The organism is Streptomyces sp. NPDC002680, from assembly GCF_042889145.1.
Taxonomy (GTDB): domain Bacteria; phylum Actinomycetota; class Actinomycetes; order Streptomycetales; family Streptomycetaceae; genus Streptomyces; species Streptomyces adonidis.
This window is the reverse complement of record NZ_JBIAQP010000007.1, coordinates 100,915-121,563: the sequence shown is the minus strand read 5'-3', so window position 1 is coordinate 121,563 and position 20,649 is coordinate 100,915. Positions and strand designations below refer to the sequence as shown.

The window sequence follows — 20,649 nt, the reverse complement described above, 5'->3', positions numbered from 1 at the left end:
GGTAGTTGGGGACAGCGGGAACGGGGCTCCGTTGCTGGGCCGCTCCGTCGAACTGGCCAGGTTCGACGCGCTGCTCGACCGTGCGGCACAAGGCACGGCAGGCGGCGAGGAGCTCCGTGACAGCGGCCGTTCCCGGCTCGTCTCCCGGCTCGTCGACATCACCGGTGAGGCCGGCATCGGCAAGAGCCGGCTGCTCGGCGAGGTCTGCGCACGGGCGCGCCGACGCGGGATGACGGTACTGCGCGGCAGAGCCACGGAGTACGAGCGGCAGGTGCCGTTCCAGGTGTTCACCGACGCGCTCGCCCACCTCGACCCGCACGCCCTGGACGCCCTGGACGGCTTTCCGAAGACGGAGACAGAGGCGGTGGCGCCCCTCCTTCAGCGGAGCCGGCGGAGCGGCGCGGTCGACCGTTTCGCACTGCACCGGTCCACGGCCGCCCTGCTCGCCCGGCTCGCCGCCCCGTCCGGGCTGCTGCTGGCCCTCGACGACCTGCACTGGGCGGACCCGGCGTCACTGGAGCTGCTGGACCATCTCGTACGCCATCCCGTGCACGCCCCCGTCGTCCTGGCCGTGACCCGCCGTGACCGCCAGGGCCCCGAGTCCCTCGCCGCCAGGCTCACCCGGGAACTCGACACCGGCACGGTCGTCAGACTCGGCCTGAGACCGCTGAGCGCACGCGACTGCGCCGAGCTGGCCGGCCCCGGCCTGCCGCCCGCCGAGACCACCGCGCTGTACGCCGCGAGCGAGGGCAACCCGTTCTACTTCCTGACCCTCCTTCAGGCCCACCGCGGGGGTACGACGCCCGGGTCCTCGGCGCCGCCCGGGCTCGGCACCCTGTTACTGGACGAACTGACCGTGCTCACCCCCTCCGAGCGCGGCATCGTCGACGCCGTGGCGGTACTGGGCGAGCACGCCACCCCGGCGATGGTGAGCCGGGTGACCGGCCGCTCCGGCACCGCGTTCACCGCCGACGTCCACGCCCTCACCCGCCGCGACCTGCTGCGCTCCACCCCGCAGGGCCTGCTGACCCTGCGGCATCCGGTCGTGCGGACCCTCGTCCACGAGAGCACGCCCCTCCTGAGGCGCGTCGAGATCCACCGGCTCGCCGCGCGGGAACTGGCCCACGCGGGCGCCTCCGCCGCCGAACGGGCCCACCATGTCGAACAGTCGCTGACCGCCTGGGACCCGGAAGCGGTGGCCGTACTGGAAGAGGCCGCCGCACGAACCGCCCGAACGGCCCCGGCGAGCTGCGCCCACTGGCTCGACGTGGCACTCCGCCACCTGCCGCACACCCCCGAACACACCACCCGGCGGCGCGAGTTGGTCCTGCAGCGGGCCCGCGCACTGGCCGCGTGCGGCGGCCTGCGCGAGAGCCGCGACCTGCTCCAGGAACTGATCGCCACGCCACGCACGCCACGGCGGTCACCCGGTGACCCGGCCACCGACAAGAACCAGGGCCTCGGCGAGAACCAGGACCGCCTCAGAGTGCGCGCGGTCGTCCTGTGCGCGCTGGTGGAGCGTCATCTGGGTCGCTGCACCGAGGCGGTCGCACTGTTGCGCCGCGAACTGGCCCGCGACCCCGCCCCGGCCGACGTCGTCCGGCTCGGCCTGGAGCTGGGCTCGGCCGCGCCCCAGGACAGCGACACCTCGTACGCCCAGGTGCGCACCGAGGTCGAGGTGGCGCTCGCGGCGGCCCGGTCCCTGGGGGACGAGGTCAAGGAGGCGGGCGTCCTCGCCGTCGCCGCCCTGGGAGAGGCGTACGAGGGCAACATGACGGCGGCGCACGGACTCGCCCGGCAGGCCGCCGCCCTGGTCGACTCCCTGCCCGACAACGACCTCACCGCGCTGTGCGAACCACTGGCCCGGCTCGGCTGGGCGGAGGCCTTCCTGGAGCACTACCCGGACGCCGAACGGCACGCGGAACGCGGCCTCGACATCGCCCGCCGCAGCGGCCAGCTCTATGTCATGCCCCATCTGCTGCTGTGCCTGTCCCACATCCGGGTCCAGACCTGCCGGATCTCCTCGGCGCTGGAACTCGCCGACCAGGCCGAGGACATCGCCCGCGGCATCGGCAGCGACCAGTTGCTCGCGTTCGTCCTGGCGAGCAAGGCCGCGGCACTCGTCGCCGCCTGCCCGCCGGGCGACCCGCGCCCGCTCGCCGTCGCCGAGGAGGCGGTGGCCGCGGCCGGTACCGGGGTCGACTGGTGGGCCTCCACGGCCTGGTGCATCTTCGGCTGGGCCGCGCTCATGGCCGGCGACCCGGTCCGCGCCCGGGACGCGATGCTCCGGGCGGGCGGCCCCGAACTGCAGCGGATCCAGCCCTCGATGCGTCCGCTCTACCTGGAGATCCTGGTCACGGCCGCACTGGTGACGGACCGGCCCGAGGAGGCCCGCGGCTGGGCCGAGCGGGCGAGCAAGGAGGCGGAACAACTGGGACTGCCGATGCTGCGGGCGTCCGCGCTGCGCAGCACCGCCCATCTGCCGCTGGCGCAGGGCGACACGGCAGCGGCGGCGGACCTGTTCGCGGAGGCCGCGGCGGAGAGCGCCCGCTGCGGCGCGGTCTTCTGGGAGGCCTACTCCCTGCTGCTCGGCGCCCCGCTGGAAGCGGCGGCGGGCCATGACCGGGGCGGCACACGCGCCTGGCTCAGGGGGCGCCGGCTCGCCGAGACGGGCGGCAGCGGAATGCTGGTCGGCCTCGCCGACGCCAACCGTCCGCCCGGTCACGGCTCCGAGGCTCCGTACGATTCCCCGGAACGCGCCCGACTCACCCAGCGGCTGGCCACCCTGACCGCCCGGGAGCTGGAGATAGCCGAGCTGGTGGCGCAGGGGCTCACCAGCCAGGCCATCGCGGACCGGCTCTACGTCAGCCGGCGTACCGTCGAGACCCATGTCTCCCGCACCTTCCGCAAGACAGGGGTCTCGACGCGTACCGCCCTGGCCACGCTGATGGCCCGCCGCCGCGCCGGGAGCCGTTTCGGGGACGCCCGCGCGGAACAGGACTGAGCCCGTTCCGGTCGGACGCCCGTATCGGCCGGGAATCCGCCTACTTGACGTCGATGAAGTCGCCGGGCGACGTCGCGGCGCCGGTCGTGAAGGTGCCGGCGAAGACGAAGCGGTAGTCGCCGTCGACACCGGCCTTGGTGGTGGTGCTCAGGGCGCCGGTGCGGCTGGTCTTGACCGTCTTGAGGGTGGTCCAGGCGCTGCTGCCCTTCTTGCGGAACTGCAGCTTCACCGGCTGGGTCGCGTATCCCGGGGTCTTGCCCGTGGACCAGTCGGCGCGGGTCAGCTTGCCGGTGACCGTGATGGTCTTGCCCTTCTTCACCGGCTCCGGGGTGGCGTTGACGGTCAGCTTGGCGGCACGCTTGATGCTGCCGCCCTTGGCGACGTCGTCGTCGACGCTGGCGTTCGCGTAGAGGTCGTAGGCGCCCAGGAAGAGCTTCCAGGGCCCCGCGGTGCCGTTGCCGTCCTTGAAGTCGACCGCGGGGTCGATGGTGAAGACCGTCTTGCAGCTGTAGCTGTAGCCACCCTCGACCGTGGTCTCCGTGCAGACGGGGTTGTCGTCCGTCCCCAGGGCGCCGGTGATGGTGTCCGTGCTCGAACTGTCGGTGCCCTGCCACAGGAACGCCATGGTGAGGACTACGCCTTCCTCGTCGAAGGCGGTGAACGTGACGGGAACGGCCTTCTTGCCCGTCACACCGAGAACGATGTCCTTGCCCTTGTTGACGACTCCGTTCTTGAAGGTGGTACCGCCGATCGCGTCCTTGGGCTGGCCACTCTGCGAGGCGAGGGCTCTGAGACCCGCCGCCGCCTCAGGCCGCTCCGCTCCCTGGGCGGCGCCCGGAAGAACGACCGCCGAGAGTACGAGGGCGCCGGAAAGGACGGTGGCCGCGGTGTGCTTACGCATGTGATTCCCCCAGGGTGAGGTTGAAAGAGGTCAAGAGGTCGGTGCACGCCTGGATCCGTGAAAGGGGCTCAGGGCGTGGGAGAGCGGAGGACGTCGTCGATGTCGAAGCTGTGTTCGGGCGTCGGGTAGAGGTCGGTCGGATAAGGATCCGTTGTCGGCGACTCGGACACCCCCGTCGCGCTCTCGGACGGATCCCCGGAAAGGGAGGTGCCGTGGGCGCTGGAACACCCCCCTGCAAACAGGACGGCGACGTCGAAGGCCGCGACGACAGTCACGACGGAGTGTCTCGGCCCGGGTGGGCGCCTCGCTACGCACCTCACAGCGGGAGCGCCCCCGCGATCGCCGGCGACAACACAGCCACGAACCGAAGCAGCCCGGCCTGGACCCACACCCCCACCAACGCCGGCCTGACATTCTTCGGCATCTGCGCTCTCACGCCCGGTGTCGTCATGAACGCAAGGAAACGGCACGGGTGTCAGGGACACGTCGGTAGGAGTACGTATTCCATGTACGTATGTGCCATCGCCGGTCGGCTCCTCCTGAGCCGGCCGTCACAGGGCGTCCGCTCCTGCGGACGCCCCTCTCGCGTGCTGTGGCCGACCGGGCCGGCCCTGTGTCAGCCTCCGGAACGTGCTGCCGCGACGTCCTCGCGCAGGGCGGGAAGGTCACCGTAGAACGTGGTGCCGGGGCACTCGGTGGCCAGCCAGTCGCGGTGGCCGCTGATCATCTGGACGTCCCTCTTGACGCCGTTGACCGGGTTGACGAACGTGACGGCGGCCTCGGGGTCCAGGTCGTGGTAGTCGGACAGCGCCGCGAGCAGCTTGGTCAGCGACGCGCGGGCCGCGGCGGTCGGGGCCTGGCTCTCGAAGGTGCCGAGTACGGCGATGCCGAGGTTGCCGGAGTTGAAGCCGGAGGCGTGGAAGGCGGTCACCATCTTCCCGTCGGCGTTGTGGGCCGGGATGCCGTCCGTGCCCGTGTAACGGCCCTCGTAGACGAGGCCCGCCTCGTCGATGAGGAAGTGGTAGCCGATGTCACCCCAGTCGTTGGTGATCGCGTGCAGGTAGTAGTACGCGCGAATGGTCGCCGCCGGGTCCAAGTCGCCGTTGGCACCCGCTGTGTGATGCACCGTCAGCGTCTGGGCCGGGTAGTAGGTCTGCGGCGAGTTCTCGGTGCCGTCCGCCTTGAAGCGGAGGGATTCGTCGGCGCCCCAGCCGGCCCGGGTGATGAACTCGACGCCCCGGAACGACGCGGTCTCGGTGGCCACGGCGACCTTCATGGTCGGACCGTTGACGGTGTCGATGGCGGTGGAACGTACGTCGGTCGCACCGTCCGGCATCGTGAGCTCGTAACCGGCGGCCCCGCCGGTCGGCACCAGCACGCTCACGTTCTTCGCAGGTGTCCCGGCGTCCCCGTCCGCCCCGGCGGCGCAGACCGGCTTCAGCGTCTGCCACGCGCCCGCCTTGCCGTCCTGGTCGAGCAGTCTGATCGCGGCACCGCGCTGGGCCCCGGTCCAGGTGACCCCGACGTATTCGACGGGGAAGCCCGGCTCCGCGGACTTGGCCGCCGCGCCCGAGAACGTCTTCGCCCGGGTACGGGGCACACGCTCCTGCCGCGTCGTGGCCTTGGTCGGGGCGGCCGAGGCAAAAACCGGTACTGCGACTGCCGCGCCGGCTGCGAGACCGGCCGCTCCGAGGACGGTACGACGAGTCATGGCGCGCTTCTTGTGACGCAAGGACTGATCCCTTCGGGTCGTGCACGGCGTGGCGAACGCTGCCCTGACGTCCCGTCACCTCGCACGGCTACGGGACAGGAGACACATCCGCCACTCCCTTCTCCTCTATAAAATGCGTGTCGCGCCGCACCGGTTGCTATGAGCCGCACCACATCCGGCGCCGCCAGATCGCCCCAACTCCCCTGATTGACAAGCATTTTGGGGGCTCCCCTGCCCTGCTGAGGACCCCGACGCCGCTGTACGCACCAGGAGTACAGACCGATGCGCCCGAGAGGCCGTCACTGCGGGGCATGTTCTCCGGCGCGGACGGGCAACCCGGCATCCGGCCAGGCCCGTACACCTTCGTGCGGCTCATTGATCGGGCTCCGCACCATGTGATCCCGTGCCGCCTGTCGACGAGGCTCTGCCGTTGCCCGTGGCCCCGTCGTGCGCCGGTGTCGCCGTGCGCGAGTTCCCACTCCCAGGAGATGCGCGCGATGACACCTGCCCGCTACGAACCTTCGGAGCCGCCCCCGCCGCGGAAGCACCCGGTCCCCTGGCGGGCGCTGAGCGTGGCCCGGAGGATCGTGGCGCCGGGGGTCGTCGACTGGGAGCAGCCGCCCTCGGACTGGTTCCGGATCGTCGCGCACCTGCGGGGTACCGCCCGGTTCGAGGCGGACACCGGTGACGGCCGGTGGCGTTCGGCGTCGTGTGCGCCCGGCGACGCCTGCCTGGTTCCTCCCGGACGCCGCGTCAGGCTGCGCTCCCGGCTGCTCGGACCGGGCCCCCTGGAAACGGTGCACATCCTCCTGCCGGCGGACGTCTTCGAACGCCATACGGCCGAGGTGCCCGACAGCCGGCCCGCCGATCTCCAGTCCCTGGAGCGGCTGGCGGAACAGGATCCGCTGATCACCTCCATGGCCGCCGCGCTGCTCCGGGCCCGCGACGCCGGAGCCGGGCAGCTCTACGCCGACTCCGCCGCGGAGTATCTCGCGGCACACCTCCTTGCGCCGCCGCACAGCGGACCCGCCGAGCCCCATGCCCTCGGTACCCGGCAGATGGACACGGTCACCGCGTACATGCGGGCCCATCTCCACGACCGCATCGGCCTGGACGACCTGGCCCGGGAGGTAGCGATGAGCAGGTTCCACTTCCTGCGCCTGTTCTCCACGGCGACCGGGCAGACACCCCATCAGTTCCTCACCGGACTGCGGATCGAGGCCGCGCGTCGGCTGCTGGAAGCCGGTGACGAACCGGTGGGCAGGATCGGCCTGTTGTGCGGGTTCAGTACGGCCAGCCACTTCACCACCGTGTTCCGCCGGCACGTCGGTCATACGCCCACGGACTACCGGCGGCTTCGGCGCGGACACGGGTGAACGGTGAACGACGGGACAGGCCCGGCCGAGGGGTGTCACCCGACCGGGCCTGCAAATGGAATGACTCAATGGCTCAATAGCTCAATGGATCAGATGTAGTCGGCCCAGTAGGTGCTGAACCTGCCGACGCCGAGGTCGGCGATCACGCCGAACGCGGCGGGGCTGAGGTCCACGTCGTACGCCGCGCATTGCGCGCACCTGTCGACGATCTGTGCCCACGTGGCCTTCCCCGTCGGACCATAGACGATCACGTACTTGCCGCACACAGGGGAGTTGTTGGGGTTGGGGTAGCTGCCGTACATCTGCGGGGAGACCGCCGCCACCAGCTCGTTGTCACCGTGCCACTGACCGCACGCCCCGACACCGGCGCTCGGGTTGTACCAGGTGATGCTCCCGTAGTGCCAGGTCTCGGCGGAGGCGGGGGAGGCGCCCAACGCGGCCGTGGCGGCGATACCGGCGGTGACTGCGCCGACCGTCAGAGAGCGCCGGGTGGCGCTCTTCATGGCTTTGAGGGACTCCATGATTCTGGGCACGTTTCAACTCCAGGGGAGAGAAGGTGAGTTCGCGAAGTCCGGATCCGGGACTGTGCACTTGCTGTGGCCAGCGCAGACAATACGCAATTCCCGCGCCGGAACTCTGTCGCGAAATTGCGGTCAGTTGTCGGGAAGTTGCGGCCCTCACCGCTTGACCGAACAGGCCACTACGAAAGAGCTGCACCCATGCCAGAAGTCCACGTATCCGGCCCTGGTAGAGCAGCGCGCTGACGATCTCCCGCATCTCGTACCGGACCCGATGGCCGCCAACCGAGGGATGCGCGACCTTCCACGCAGCGATCACCGGCTCGACCAGCGACCACTGCTCGTCGTACAGATCGGTCTTGTAGGGCTTGCGCTCTCTGGGGCAACCCGGCAGCAGGAGCAGGTGGAGCGTGACGGGCGCCGGCACGACGTGGACGAGCCGGGGTGCAGTCGCTTCCAGTCGCTGCCGAACCGGCGCATCGACCGCCGCTTGGAGGTGATGGCGAGGGGGACAAGCAGCAGGGTGGCGAGGGTACCGGCGGCGAGGAACGCCTGGCCGACCACCCCGGCGCGCCAGCCGTCGGTGGACATCGTGGCGGCGAGGACCAGGTCCAGGGCGGCGAGGGCGAAGGTCCACAATCCGAGGTCCCGCGCCGGGATCTGGTGCCATCGCCGGCCGGTGACGGTGGTGACCGGCGTGATCGCGAACGTCACGGCGAGACTCGGCCAACGGGGCGTTTCCGAGGATGAGGGTTGGGCGCGGGAGCCACCTGGGGACGCCGAGCGTCCGTGACCGGCGCGGAGGATCTACTGTCTGGTTGCCGGGTGCGATGTGCCGGCATCTGGTCCTCCCCTGTCCATGAGCCGACGGTAGGTTCCATTTCTCAGGTATCCGTAAGAGCGCGGTCCCCAGCGACGCTCTAATCCTCGCCTCAGGTTGATCGGGGACAATGAGCGGCAAAAACATCGACTGGAAGGGGGCGGGCCGGCGTGCGGATCATGATCGCGGATGATGACGTGGCCATCCGTGAGTCGCTGGAGCGGGTGCTCCAGGTCGAGGGTTACGACACCAGCACCGTCGCCAACGGTTTCGCCGTGCTCGACGGGGTCGGTGGGGCCGGCGGTGACACGCTGGATCTGCTGCTCCTCGACGTGATGATGCCCCGCCTCGGCGGGCTGGAGACCTGCCGGCGATTACGGGCCGCGGGTCGGGATCTGCCGGTGCTGATGCTGACCGCCCGTGACCAGGTCTCCGACCGGGTCGCGGGGCTGGACGCGGGCGCCGACGACTACCTGCCCAAGCCGTTCGCCACCGAGGAGTTGCTGGCCCGGGTGCGGGCCCTGCTGCGCCGGCGCACGCCGACCGACGAGGAGTCGCAGATCCTGTCGTTCGCCGACGTCCGGCTCGATCCCGACAGGTTCGAGGCGTGGCGGGGCGCGCGGCCGCTGCGCCTGACCCGGACCGAGTTCTCCCTCCTGCAGGTCCTCGTGAGCAACGCGACCCGGGTCGTGACCCGCGACGCGCTGTTCGAGGCGATCTGGGGCTTCGGCATGAGCTCCACCGCCAACAACCTCCAGGTATACGTGAGTTACCTGCGCCGCAAGATGGAGGCCGAGGGCGAGCCGCGATTGATCTACACGCTGCGCGGCCTGGGATACACGTTGCGGGAGACTCCTCCGTGAGCAGGCCCGCCGGCCGGGGACCGCGCCGGCTGACCCGATGGTGGCGCCGGCGGTCCCTGCGGGCCAGGCTGACGGTGATCGCGGCGACGGCCATCGCGGTCAGCGTGTTCGTGGCCTTCCAGGTGGCCAGCCAGCTGCTGGACTGGGAGCTGAAGGACACCGCCGAGAATCAGCTGCGCGCCGACTCCCGCGTCCTGGCGACGAACGCGGAGCGCGCCGGTCTGGCGCAGGTCCAGCTACCGCCGTATCCCGGATCCGGCCGGCTGGTGCGGGTGATCCTGCCCGACGGCTCGATCCGGACGCCGGCCGGCCAACCCGCGCTGCCCCCGGTCAGCGAGGACGCCGGGCGCGTGGCGCAGGGCGCGTCGGCCGACCTGATGGAGTCGAACGACAGCGACGAGGACGGCTACGTCATCTACACGCTGCGGGCGGGCGACGGCGCGGTCCAGGTGGCCCGCGTCGTCGACGACGGCCCGATCAACCGGTTCGGGTTCGGCATGCTGCTGATCGGGCTGCTCTGCGTGGTCGGCGGCGCCCTTGTCGGGCGGACCGTGGCGCGGACCGGGCTGGCACCGATCGACCGGCTGACCGCCGCCGCGGTACGTGTCGCGCACACCCGGGATCTCGACGCCGACATCCCGGATGAGGGCGGTGGGGAGATCCGGCGGCTGATCCGGTCGATCAACGACATGCTCGCCGCGCTCCGGGACTCCCGGCTGGCCCAGCGGCTGCTCGCCGAGGACGCCGCTCACGAGCTCAAGACCCCGCTCACCAGCCTGCGCCTCAACGTCGAGCTGCTGATCCGGCTCGATCGGCGCGGCACCCTGGACAGCGCACTGCCGGCGGAGAGCCGGACCCGGCTGCTCAACGATCTCGGCGCCCAGGTGGCCGAGTTGAGCACCCTTGCCGCCGAGCTGACCGACCTGGCGCGCGGTGACGTCAGCGACGAGAGCACCGAGGTGCTCGACTTCGCCGACGTGGTGGTGGCCGCCGCGACCCGGGCGGGTTCCCGCGTGCCCGACGTCGAGGTCGCGCTCGACGTGACCTCCGTGTGGGTGAGCGGGCGTCCCGCTGCGCTCGAGCGGGCGGTGCTCAACCTCATCGACAACGCCGGCAAGTGGTCCCTCGCGGACCAGCCGGTCCAGGTCCGGCTCCGTGCCGAGGGCGCGTCGGCGGTGCTCGAGGTCGACGACGCCGGGCCGGGCATCGACGCCGCCGACGTACCGCGGGTGTTCGACCGGTTCTACCGTGCCGACAGCGCCCGGGCGTTGCCGGGATCCGGTCTGGGGCTGTCGATCGTGCAGCGGGTCGTCGACGCCCACGGCGGCCGGGCCACCGTCGCCCGCTCCGCACGCGGTGGCGCGCTGCTTCGGGTCGACCTTCCGGCCGCGGCCCCGCCCGCCCCGATCGCGCGGCTCACCACCGGGGAGGACACCGCGACGCGCTGACCCGCCCCGGCGCCGCGACGCAGGACAAGGAACGGCAGCCCTCGTGCAGGGCCCCGCCCGGCCCACCGTCGGGGCAGGACACCGCGACGCGCCGACCCCAGTCCCGGCGCGTGGCGCAGGACCAAAAGGGCGGCGACCGTCGGGCCCATGAAAAAATCCGGGACGGGCCTGGGGCCCCGTCCCGGATCTCGTCCGTGCCGCCGCGCTCACCGTTGCAGCACGGGCTCCTCCTCGTCGGCGAGCGGCTGTTGACCGTCCGGCAGCTCCGCCGCCGGACGGGACAGCCGGCTCGGCCACCAGATCCGCCGGCCGATCAGCAAGGTGAGGGCGGGCACCAGGACCGACCGCACCAGCAGGGCGTCGAGCAGCACGCCGAAGGCGACCAGGAACCCGACCTCGATCAGCATCACCAGCGGAAGTGTGGCGAGGACCGCGAACGTGGCCGCCAGGACCAGGCCTGCCGAGGTGATGACTCCACCGGTGGCGGAGAGAGCTTTGAGCATGCCCTCTCCGGTGCCGAGACGCACGGTCTCCTCCCGGGCCCGGCTGGTCAGGAAGATGTTGTAGTCGACGCCGAGCGCCACCAGGAACAGGAATGCCAGCAGCGGCACCGAATAGTCGATCCCCTTGAACCCGAGGATCGTGTCGAAGACGAACACGCTGCCGCCGAAGGCCGCGGCGAACGAGACGATCACGGTGGCCATCAGGACCAGCGGGGCCAGGATCGCGCGCAGCAGCAGCCCGAGGACGATCAGGACGACGGCGAGCACCAGCGGGATCACCAGCTTCTCGTCGCGCCTGGTGGTCACCTCGGTGTCGAGGTTCTCCGCACTCGGCCCGCCGACGATCGCCTCCGCCCCGCTCACCGCGTGCACGGCGGTGCGCACCCGCTTGATCGTGTCGTACTCCGCGACGGTGTCCGGCGCGTCCTTCGGGAACACGGAGATGTTGGCCCAGCCACCGCTGGTCTGCTCCGGGACGGCCAGGGCCACACCGCGAGTGTCCTTGACGACGTCGAGCACCCGCTCCTGGTACGCCGGCCGCGTGAAGACCGTCATCGGCTGGCCGCCGAGCTCCGGGAAGTGCTGGCGGAGAACGGTGAAGCCGGTGACCGACTCCGGCGCGGACAGGAACTGGTCCTGCTCCCGCAGGGCGCCGGTGTTGCCCGCCAGCCCGAGGGCGAGCACGCCGAGGACTCCGAGCGAGCCGAGCGTCGCCACCCACCGGCGGCGGCTGATGGCGGTGCCGAGCCGTCCCCACAGCCCCGGCTTCTCCTCCACGGCCGTGCTGAACCGCGGGACGGCCGGCCAGAAGATCCGCCTGCCGAGCACCACGAGCACCGCCGGGAACAGCGTCAGCATGGCCACCAGCGCGCACAGGATGCCGGCCGCACCGATCGGGCCCAACCCGCTGGTGCTGTTCAGGTCCGCGACGAGCAGGCAGAGCAGGCCGGCGACCACGGTGGCCGCGGACGCGACGATGGCCGGCGCCGCGCCGCGCAGCGCGTGGACCATCGCGACCCGGACGTTCTCATGGTGGTGCAGTGCCTCCCGGTATCGAGCGATGAGCAACAGCGCGTAGTCCGTGCCGACGCCGAACACCAGGATCGTCAGCAGCGCCGAGTTCTGGTCGTTGACCACGATGCCGAAGCCCTTGACGAGCAGGTAGACGGTCGCCATCGAGGTCAGTGCGGCCGCGCCGACGGCCACCAGCGGGATGATCCACAACACCGGGCTGCGGTAGGTGAGGATGAGCAGGAGCGTGACGACGGCGATGGTCGTGAGGAGGACCTGCACGTCGATGCCGTCGAAGACGGCATCCATGTCGCCGTCGATCGCGCCCGGGCCGGTCACGTCGAGTTCCAGGCCGGAGGGGCGGTCCTTCGCGGCGTCACGCAACGGGCCGACGATGTCCTCCGGTGCGCCGTAGGCCGTGCTCACCTCGAGGGTGAACATCATCGCCTTGCGGTCGGTGGAGGGGCTCGTCGGTGAGCCCTCGTCGTCCTCGCCGGCCGCCGCCGTCGCCTTCGGCGGGTACCGCTCCGCAAGGGTGTCGTAGTGGCGCTCGACCGTCGCGCGGTCGGCGTCGGTCATGCCGCCGGCGCGGTGGTACACGAAGACGAACGTGTTGTTGTCACCGCCGGGGAGACTGTCGTCCAGCACCGCCACCTTGGTGGACTCGGCACTGGCCGGCAGGGTGTCCACGGCGCTGTCGGTGGTGACCGAGCTCAACTTTCCGCTCAGCGGCACCATGCCCGCCGCCAGCACCAGCCATAAGCCAATCACCAACCATGGCACCCACCGGCCTGCCAACCGACCGGCCGGCGCTTCCCCGGACGGCGCTGCGTCGACTGCCATCACTAGCCTCCTACATACGAGTTGCATCGCTTGTCTGGATGCCTACTTCGTACCGAGCGAACCTTGGACGACTGTTAATGCGGTGCTCAGGCCGGTTGGCCGAACCATGTGCCCAGCGCACGCACCAGCGTGGTGGCATCGAGGTCCTGCCCGGTGGGCAAGTCCCGGGCGACAGAGCCGTCGGGCCGGACGATCAACGCGTCGAGGTCGAGCAGGAGCCCACGCCCCTCACGCAGCAGGTCCGCCGACCGGGTCACCGCGGTGACGACGTCCGGGTCGGGCCGCTCCAGCGTCAACTTCAGGTCCGGGCACAGGGTGCCGACGAGCCGGTGGTCGTCGCCCAGGTCGTACCGGACGTCCATGCCGGTGGGCGTCGTCGAGGGTCCTGGCGCAAGGTCCCGTCTCCGTGGCGCCAGCTGCTGGTCGTCGCACTGCCCGTGGCTGTGGGCTGGGCGGGGGGGGTTCCTTCGCCGTGCCGGATGACCCGTCCCGTTCTGGCGAGAGCGATATCCACACCCCCGGACCGGTGCGCCTGCTCCTCGAACTCACTGTGTTCTTCGGCGCGGTGGCCGCGCTCAACTTCGCCGGCCTGCGCCGCGCGGCCCGCCGGCTCCTTGTGATCATGGCCGGCTGGCAGGTCCTCGCCTACGACCGAATCGGTGGCTGCTCAGCCACTGATCCGCCTCCGATACGTTCGCGCCGTTGGCCGGATGTGCGCCGGCGGAGCCATCCCTCCCACAGAGCCACACCCACACGACGAAACCCGCCACGCCACCCACACCGGCATCACGACCCCGCTGCGCGACCAGGGCCACCCCACCGACCTCACCCTCGGCGCCCGCCGAACCCGCCGAACCCGAGCAGCGGCCCTGATGATGCCGGCCCCGGAGGTCCGTCACGAGAACGCCTTCCCCGTAGCGGACCATCGCCTCGTAGTACCTCGCGGCACATCGACGGCACGACATCGGAACGGATACTTCTGTTTCCCTGTGTCCTGCCGGCGTCCCGAATTCGACGTCCAGCCGCTCACACCGGCGACCGACAGCCACAACACCAAACCCACGAGCAGCGGATTCAGTCCGTCCAGGCAAAGTTGACGCCCCGACACCCAGAAAAATGAACGTTTCCGCAGGTCTGAAGCCTGCTGGGGACACCGAGGTGGGGCGGGTGGGACTCGAACCCACGGCCGACGGATTATGAGTCCGCTGCTCTAACCGGCTGAGCTACCGCCCCATTACGGCGCGTCGCGCACATTTGTGCGCGCCGTCTGCCGCAGCATAGCCGCTCATACGATCTCCTGCTTCGGATGGTCGACTTCGCATGACCATGAGGACCCTGACGCGGCTCGCGCGGTTCCCCCGGACATGAAAAAGGACCCCAACGGGGTCCTCGTTCACGTGCTCTCCCGACTGGACTCGAACCAGTAACCTGCCGGTTAACAGCCGGCTGCTCTGCCAATTGAGCTACGGAAGACCGAAGCTCCCCCGACTGGACTCGAACCAGTAACCTGCCGGTTAACAGCCGGCTGCTCTGCCAATTGAGCTACGGAGGATTGCCTCGTTGCATCGAACGTACCTCCCTGGGTATTCGCCAGGGGGCGTGTGCTCGCTGCGACACATACATTAGCGCAAGCAGGGGGGTGCTCCGCCAATCGGTTCCCCGCGGCGCACACCCCTCGCCCGTCGTCAGCCACTCGTCTCACTCGTCAGCTCCTTGTCCCACTCGCCTCACTCGACACTCGTCAAGGAAAGGTGGCCGTCATGCGCTACCGGCTCACGTTCGTCGCCGGACTGGCCCTGGGTTACGTGCTGGGCACACGGGCCGGGCGCGAGCGCTACGAGCAGTTGAAGAAGTCAGCCCGTCAGTTCGCGCAGAACCCGGCCGTCCGCAACACCGCCGAGTCGGCCGCGCTGCAAGGGCGGGAGTTCGCCGGCAAGGCCTTCCACACCGTGAGCGAGAAGGTCGGCGACCGGGTGCCCGACTCCGTGGCCGACCGGGTGCGCTCCCTGCGCGAGCGCAACGCCACGGGAGGTGGCGAGGACGACTGGGGCACCAGCAACACCTGAGCGCCCCGGGGCGGGAGTGTCAGGGGTGCCGGGGGTGTCCGGGGTGTCGGCATCGCCACATCTGGCGCGTCCGCACGGCCCCTGGACACCGACAACGCACAGCTTGTCCCTAACGGAACGGCGACCCGGCGCGTTCACCTCTCCGCGTACGGCAGAATTTTCGCCATGGGGATAGTCGCCGGGTTGGACAGTTCGCCCGATTTCACTCGTATCGTCGTCTGCGACGCGGACACGGGGTCCGTGCTGCGGCAGGGCTATGCGCCGCATCCGATGGAAGGCGCCGAGGGTGGGAGCGGCGGGCGGCCGTCCGATGTCGATCCGCAGGCCTGGCTGCTCTCCCTCGGTGAGGCCGCCGGGGGCGGGCTCCTCGAAGGCGTGCAGGCCATCGGTGTGTCCGCGCAGCAGAACGCGCTCGTGCCGGTCGACGCGCAGGGCAACACCGTACGGCCGGCGATGGTCGGTGGGGACAAGCGGGCGCAGGTCGCCGCCGCCGATCTGATCGACGCGCTCGGTGGGCGCGAGGCATGGGCGCAGGCCGTGGGGTGTGTGCCGCAGGCCGCGCAGCCGGTGACCAAGCTGCGCTGGCTGGCGCGGAACGAGCCGGAGGCCGCCCAGCGGACCGCCGTCCTTATGCAGGCACATGATTGGCTGGTGTGGCAGCTGCTCGGGCGGCCCGTACGGAGGACGACCGACCGGGGTGGGGCCTCCGGGACCGGGTACTGGTCCGCCGCCATGGGCAACTATCGCGGTGATCTCGTCGAACTCGCGCTCGGGCGGCAGGCCATGCTGCCCGAGGTGCTCGGCCCTTCCGACGCCGCCGGTACGACGCCCGAGGGGCTGCTGATCTCCGCCGGGACCGGGGAGACCATGGCCGCCGCCTTCGGGCTCGGGCTCGGGCTCGGGGATGTCGTGGTGTCGCTCGGGGCCTCCGGGTCCGTGATGGCCGTACATCCCGAGGCGCTCTTCGACTCGACCGGGATGATCACCTCGCTGGCCGACGCGACCGGGCTGCATCTGCCCGTCGTCACGACGCTGAATGCCGTACGGACCTTGCGCGGGACCGCCGAGTTGCTGGGGCTCGGGGATCTGGAGAGCCTGTCCGATCTTGCGATGAAGTCGACGCCCGGCGCTCATGGGCTGGTCATGCTGCCCTATCTGGAGGGTGAGCGGACGCCGAGTCTGCCGCACACCGCCGGGACGCTCGCCGGGCTGCGGCGGGAGTCCATGAAGGCCGAGCATCTGGCGCGGGCCGCCTTCGAGGGCATGCTGTGCGGGCTCGCGGACGCCTTGGACGTGCTGCGGGGGCGGGGGGTGGACGTACAGCGTGTCTTCCTGCTCGGGTCCGCCGCCGAGCTGCCCGCCGTACAGGCCGCGGCGCCGATGCTGTTCGGGGCGCAGGTCGTCGTACCGCAGCCCGCCGACTACGCGGCCATCGGCGCCGCGCGGCAGGCCGCCTGGGCGCTCGGGGTGACGCAGGGCACGCTCGATCCGCGTACCCCGCCCGCCTGGCAGGGGGCCACCGCGCAGGTGCTGGAGCCCGGTGAGGAGCTGGCGGTGGGGCAGGCGGTGCGGCAGCAGTACGTGTCCGTGCGGGAGCAGACCCATCCCGGGGCGTTTCGTAGCTGAGCCACCAAAAAAGGTCCTGCCGTTGGATTAATCGGTTGAAGTAACACGGGTGGAGTGTTCGACGATGGGGGCGTGGGGCACTCCCCATCGTCCGGCGCGGGCGAACGTCAGTCATGAACAGACGTCCGTTCCGGACAAACCGCCGACTCCGAGAGATTCAGCGTGCTCATACGACTTCTCCGCGCTTACCTACAGCCGTACAGGAAACCCATCGGTCTGCTCGTGCTGCTCCAGCTCCTGCAGACCTGCGCCACCCTCTATCTGCCCACGCTCAACGCGGACATCATCGACGACGGTGTGGTGAAGGGGGACACGGGTCGCATCCTGGCCCTCGGCTCCCTGATGATCGGCATCTCGCTGGTGCAGGTCGTCTGCAACATCGGTGCCGTGTACTACGGCGCCCGTACGGCCTCGGCGCTCGGCCGGGACGTACGCGCGGCCGTCTTCGACCGGGTGCAGTCGTTCTCGGCGCGCGAGGTCGGACAGTTCGGCGCGCCTTCGCTGATCACCCGTACGACCAATGACGTCCAGCAGGTCCAGATGCTCGTGCTGATGACGTTCACGCTGATGGCGTCCGCGCCGATCATGTGCGTGGGCGGCATCGTGCTCGCGCTGGGCCTGGATGTGAAGCTGTCGGGCGTACTGATCGCCGTCGTACCGGTGCTGGGCATCTGTGTGACGCTGATCGTGCGGCGGCTGCGGCCGATGTTCCGGTCGATGCAGGTGCGGCTCGACACCGTCAACCGGGTGCTGCGCGAGCAGATCACCGGCAACCGGGTGATCCGGGCCTTCGTGCGGGACGAGTACGAGAAGGACCGGTTCCGGAAGGCCAACCACGAGCTGACCGAGGTGTCGCTGGGGACCGGGCGGCTGCTCGCGCTGATGTTCCCGATCGTCATGACCGTCGTCAACGTCTCGTCGATCGCGGTGGTGTGGTTCGGCGCTCATCGCATCGACAGCGGCGGGATGGAGATCGGCGCGCTCACCGCGTTCCTCGCCTATCTGATGCAGATCGTCATGTCCGTGATGATGGCCACCTTCATGTTCATGATGGTCCCGCGCGCGGAGGTGTGCGCCGAGCGCATCCAGGAGGTCCTTGGTACGTCGTCGAGTGTCGTACCGCCGGTGGACCCGGTGGTCGAGCTGCGGCGGCACGGGCATCTGGAGATCCGGGGCGCCGGGTTCCGCTATCCGGGCGCCGAGGAGCCGGTGCTGCGGGCCGTCGACCTGGTGGCGCGGCCCGGTGAGGTGACCGCGGTGATCGGGTCCACGGGGAGCGGGAAGTCGACGCTGCTGGGGCTGGTCCCGCGGTTGTTCGACGCGACCGACGGGGAGGTGCTCGTCGACGGCGTGGACGTGGCGACCGTGGAACCGAGGCTGCTGGCGAGGACGGTGGGGCTGGTGCCGCAGAAGCCGTATCTGTTCGCGGGGACCGTGGCGACCAATCTGCGGTACGGAAATCCGGACGCCACGGACGAGGAGCTGTGGCGCGCGCTGGAGGTGGCGCAGGGCAAGGGGTTCGTCGAGCGGCTGGAGGGCGGGCTCGACGCGCCGATCGCTCAGGGCGGTACGAATGTGTCGGGCGGTCAGCGGCAGCGGCTCGCGATCGCCCGGACCCTGGTCCAGCGGCCCGAGATCTACCTCTTCGACGACTCCTTCTCCGCGCTCGACTACGCCACGGACGCGGCCCTGCGGACGGCGCTCGCGCGCGAGACCGCCGAGGCGACCGTCGTGATCGTCGCGCAGCGGGTGTCCACGATCAGGGAGGCGGACCGGATCATCGTCCTCGACGAGGGCCGGGTCGTCGGCACCGGCCGCCATCACGAGCTGATGGCGGGCAACGAGACCTACCGCGAGATCGTCCTGTCCCAGCTCACGGAAGCGGAGGCCGCCTGATGGCCGGGCCCATGGGGCGCATGATGGCGGGGACCGGACCCGACCATCACTCGATGGATTTCAAGGAGTCCGGCAAACGGCTCCTCTCCCAGTTCAGGCCCGAACGGGCCACGATGTACGTGATGCTGCTCACGGTGGTCGTGAGCGTGGGCCTGTCGGTGGTGGGCCCGAAGATCCTGGGGCGGGCGACCGACCTGGTCTTCGCCGGCATCATCGGACGGCAGTTCGAGAGTGGGAGTTCGAAGGCCGAGGTTCTCGCCGGGATGCGGGAGCGTGGAGACGGCGGCATGGCCGACATGCTCTCCGGTACGGATTTCACGCCGGGCAAGGGCATCGACTTCGGCGCGGTGGGCGAGGTGCTGGGGCTGGCCCTGGTGGTGTTCCTGCTGTCCGGGATGCTGATGCTGGTGGCCACCCGGCTGGTGAACCGGGCGGTCAACCGGACGGTGTCCCGGATGCGCGCGGACCTCCAGGAGAAGCTGTCGCGGCTGCCGCTGTCGTACTTCGACAAGCGCCAGCGCGGCGAGGTGCTGTCGCGGGCGACGAACGACATCGACAACATCGGGCAGACGCTCCAGCAGTCGATGGGGCAGCTCATCAACTCGCTGCTGACGATCATCGGCGTGCTGGCGATGATGTTCTGGGTGTCCTGGCTGCTGGCGCTGGTCGCGCTGGTGACCGTTCCGCTGTCGTTCTTCATCGCCACGCGCGTCGGCAAGCGGTCGCAGCCGCACTTCGTGCAGCAGTGGCGGACCACCGGCAAGCTGAACGCCCACATCGAGGAGATGTACACCGGGCACAACCTGGTGAAGGTGTTCGGACGCCAGGACGAGTCGGCGCAGCAGTTCGCGGAGCAGAACGACGCGCTGTACGAGGCGGGGTTCAAGGCGCAGTTCAACAGCGGGGTGATGCAGCCGCTGATGTTCTTCGTGTCGAACCTCAATTACGTGCTGGTGGCCGTGGTGGGTGGGTTGCGGGTCGCTTCGGGCGCGCTGTCGATCGGCGACGTGCAGGCGTTCATCCAGTACTCGCGCCAGTTCTCGATGCCGCTGACGCAGGTCGCGTCGATGGCGAACCTGGTGCAGTCCGGGGTGGCCTCGGCCGAGCGGGTCTTCGATGTGCTGGACGCGGAGGAGCAGCAGGCCGATCCGGTGCCGGGGGTACGGCCGGAGGAGCTGCGGGGGCTGGTGTCGCTGGAGCATGTGTCGTTCCGGTACGACCCGGAGAAGCCGTTGATCGAGGATCTGTCGCTGGCGGTGGCGCCGGGGCAGACGGTGGCGATCGTGGGGCCGACGGGGGCCGGCAAGACGACTCTTGTCAATCTGCTGATGCGGTTCTACGAGGTCTCCGGCGGCCGGATCACGCTGGACGGGGTGGATGTGGCGACCATGTCCCGGGACGAACTCCGGGCCGGGATAGGGATGGTGCTCCAGGACACCTGGCTGTTCGGCGGGACCATCGCGGAGAACATCGCGTACGGGGCCGCGCGGGAGCGTGAGGTGACGCGCGGGGAGATCGAGGAGGCGGCGCGGGCGGCGCACGCGGATCGGTTCATCCGGACGTTGCCGGACGGGTACGACACGGTGATCGACGACGAGGGGACGGGGGTCAGCGCGGGTGAGAAGCAGCTGATCACCATCGCGCGGGCGTTCCTGTCCGATCCGGTGATCCTTGTGCTGGACGAGGCGACTAGTTCGGTGGACACGCGGACGGAGGTGCTGATCCAGAAGGCGATGGCGAAACTCGCCCATGGGCGGACGTCGTTCGTGATCGCGCATCGGCTGTCGACGATTCGGGATGCGGACACGATTCTGGTGATGGAGAACGGGGCGATCGTGGAGCAGGGGGCTCACGGGGAGTTGTTGGGGGCGGACGGGGCTTATGCGCGGCTGTACAAGGCGCAGTTCGCGGAGGCGGTGGCTGAGGTGGATTAGCGGGTCCGGGGGGTGTTTCTTCGCCCCCGCCGCCCCTACCCGTTCCCATCCTCGGGGGCTGCCGCCCCCGAACCCCCGCTGTCGGCCCTGAAGGGGCCTTGTCCTCAAACGCCGGACAGGCTGGGTAGT

Annotated in this window: 16 protein-coding genes and 3 tRNA genes; 9 read left to right on the top strand and 10 right to left on the bottom strand. The window is 70.2% G+C overall.

What is annotated here, in order from left to right:
- Positions 1-31: 31 nt before the first annotated feature.
- Positions 32-3,004: an AAA family ATPase gene (locus tag ACFYXF_RS19630; protein ID WP_389351205.1), complete on the top strand. Its 2,973-nt coding sequence runs from the start codon at positions 32-34 to the stop codon at positions 3,002-3,004.
- Between the two features lie 40 nt (positions 3,005-3,044).
- Here ACFYXF_RS19630 and ACFYXF_RS19625 read toward each other — a convergent pair whose 3' ends face one another.
- The 3 genes from ACFYXF_RS19625 to ACFYXF_RS19615 all read right to left on the bottom strand — a co-directional run bounded on the left by ACFYXF_RS19625 (position 3,045) and on the right by ACFYXF_RS19615 (position 5,616).
- Positions 3,045-3,905: a hypothetical protein gene (locus tag ACFYXF_RS19625; RefSeq protein WP_389350864.1), complete on the bottom strand. Its 861-nt coding sequence runs from the start codon at positions 3,903-3,905 to the stop codon at positions 3,045-3,047.
- A gap of 68 nt (positions 3,906-3,973) precedes the next feature.
- Complete coding sequence (locus tag ACFYXF_RS19620; protein WP_389350863.1) at positions 3,974-4,180, bottom strand: hypothetical protein; 207 nt, start codon at positions 4,178-4,180, stop codon at positions 3,974-3,976.
- Positions 4,181-4,521: 341 nt separating this feature from the next.
- Entirely contained in the window at positions 4,522-5,616 is a 1,095-nt protein-coding gene (locus ACFYXF_RS19615) for a peptidoglycan recognition family protein (protein WP_389350862.1), read from the bottom strand.
- A gap of 497 nt (positions 5,617-6,113) precedes the next feature.
- Between ACFYXF_RS19615 and ACFYXF_RS19610 the strand changes: the two genes are divergently transcribed.
- Complete coding sequence (locus ACFYXF_RS19610; RefSeq protein WP_389350861.1) at positions 6,114-6,992, top strand: helix-turn-helix domain-containing protein; 879 nt, start codon at positions 6,114-6,116, stop codon at positions 6,990-6,992.
- Positions 6,993-7,081: 89 nt separating this feature from the next.
- Here the strand turns inward: ACFYXF_RS19610 and ACFYXF_RS19605 are convergent, their stop codons facing one another.
- The gene (locus tag ACFYXF_RS19605) at positions 7,082-7,525 is read right to left on the bottom strand and encodes an RlpA-like double-psi beta-barrel domain-containing protein (RefSeq protein WP_389350860.1); all 444 of its coding nucleotides are present in this window, start codon (positions 7,523-7,525) and stop codon (positions 7,082-7,084) included.
- Between the two features lie 300 nt (positions 7,526-7,825).
- Complete coding sequence (locus ACFYXF_RS19600) at positions 7,826-8,224, bottom strand: hypothetical protein (protein ID WP_389350859.1); 399 nt, start codon at positions 8,222-8,224, stop codon at positions 7,826-7,828.
- Between the two features lie 276 nt (positions 8,225-8,500).
- Here ACFYXF_RS19600 and ACFYXF_RS19595 point away from each other — a divergent pair, with 276 nt between their 5' ends.
- Both ACFYXF_RS19595 and ACFYXF_RS19590 read left to right on the top strand, forming a co-directional pair.
- Positions 8,501-9,193 (top strand): response regulator transcription factor, encoded by a 693-nt coding sequence (locus ACFYXF_RS19595; protein ID WP_389350858.1) that lies wholly within the window; start codon positions 8,501-8,503, stop codon positions 9,191-9,193.
- Positions 9,190-10,641, top strand: a complete 1,452-nt coding sequence (locus ACFYXF_RS19590; RefSeq protein WP_389350857.1) for an ATP-binding protein — start codon at positions 9,190-9,192, stop codon at positions 10,639-10,641. The genes ACFYXF_RS19595 and ACFYXF_RS19590 overlap by 4 nt, the downstream gene beginning before the upstream one ends.
- A gap of 206 nt (positions 10,642-10,847) precedes the next feature.
- On the opposite strand, the gene ACFYXF_RS19585 is transcribed toward ACFYXF_RS19590, so the two are convergent.
- Both ACFYXF_RS19585 and ACFYXF_RS19580 read right to left on the bottom strand, forming a co-directional pair.
- The gene (locus ACFYXF_RS19585) at positions 10,848-12,998 is read right to left on the bottom strand and encodes an MMPL family transporter (RefSeq protein WP_389350856.1); all 2,151 of its coding nucleotides are present in this window, start codon (positions 12,996-12,998) and stop codon (positions 10,848-10,850) included.
- Between the two features lie 86 nt (positions 12,999-13,084).
- A complete protein-coding gene (locus tag ACFYXF_RS19580; RefSeq protein ID WP_389350855.1) occupies positions 13,085-13,360 on the bottom strand; it encodes a hypothetical protein in 276 nt (91 codons plus the stop codon).
- A gap of 44 nt (positions 13,361-13,404) precedes the next feature.
- Between ACFYXF_RS19580 and ACFYXF_RS19575 the strand changes: the two genes are divergently transcribed.
- On the top strand, positions 13,405-14,118 hold the full coding sequence (locus ACFYXF_RS19575) for a DUF2568 domain-containing protein (protein WP_389350854.1): 714 nt from the start codon (positions 13,405-13,407) through the stop codon (positions 14,116-14,118).
- 39 nt (positions 14,119-14,157) lie between these two features.
- Here ACFYXF_RS19575 and ACFYXF_RS19570 read toward each other — a convergent pair.
- The 3 genes from ACFYXF_RS19570 to ACFYXF_RS19560 all read right to left on the bottom strand — a co-directional run bounded on the left by ACFYXF_RS19570 (position 14,158) and on the right by ACFYXF_RS19560 (position 14,550).
- Positions 14,158-14,231, bottom strand: a tRNA-Ile gene (locus ACFYXF_RS19570).
- Positions 14,232-14,398: 167 nt separating this feature from the next.
- A tRNA-Asn gene (locus ACFYXF_RS19565) sits at positions 14,399-14,471 on the bottom strand.
- A 6-nt stretch (positions 14,472-14,477) separates the two neighbouring features.
- Positions 14,478-14,550: transfer RNA gene (locus ACFYXF_RS19560), tRNA-Asn, on the bottom strand.
- 208 nt (positions 14,551-14,758) lie between these two features.
- Between ACFYXF_RS19560 and ACFYXF_RS19555 the strand changes: the two genes are divergently transcribed.
- The 4 genes from ACFYXF_RS19555 to ACFYXF_RS19540 all read left to right on the top strand — a co-directional run bounded on the left by ACFYXF_RS19555 (position 14,759) and on the right by ACFYXF_RS19540 (position 20,520).
- Positions 14,759-15,064, top strand: a complete 306-nt coding sequence (locus ACFYXF_RS19555; RefSeq protein ID WP_369034774.1) for a YtxH domain-containing protein — start codon at positions 14,759-14,761, stop codon at positions 15,062-15,064.
- 165 nt (positions 15,065-15,229) lie between these two features.
- Entirely contained in the window at positions 15,230-16,690 is a 1,461-nt protein-coding gene (locus tag ACFYXF_RS19550; protein ID WP_389350853.1) for an FGGY family carbohydrate kinase, read from the top strand.
- A gap of 162 nt (positions 16,691-16,852) precedes the next feature.
- Complete coding sequence (locus tag ACFYXF_RS19545) at positions 16,853-18,586, top strand: ABC transporter ATP-binding protein (RefSeq protein ID WP_389350852.1); 1,734 nt, start codon at positions 16,853-16,855, stop codon at positions 18,584-18,586.
- Entirely contained in the window at positions 18,586-20,520 is a 1,935-nt protein-coding gene (locus ACFYXF_RS19540; RefSeq protein ID WP_389350851.1) for an ABC transporter ATP-binding protein, read from the top strand. The genes ACFYXF_RS19545 and ACFYXF_RS19540 overlap by 1 nt, the downstream gene beginning before the upstream one ends.
- The last annotated feature ends 129 nt before the right edge of the window (positions 20,521-20,649 follow it).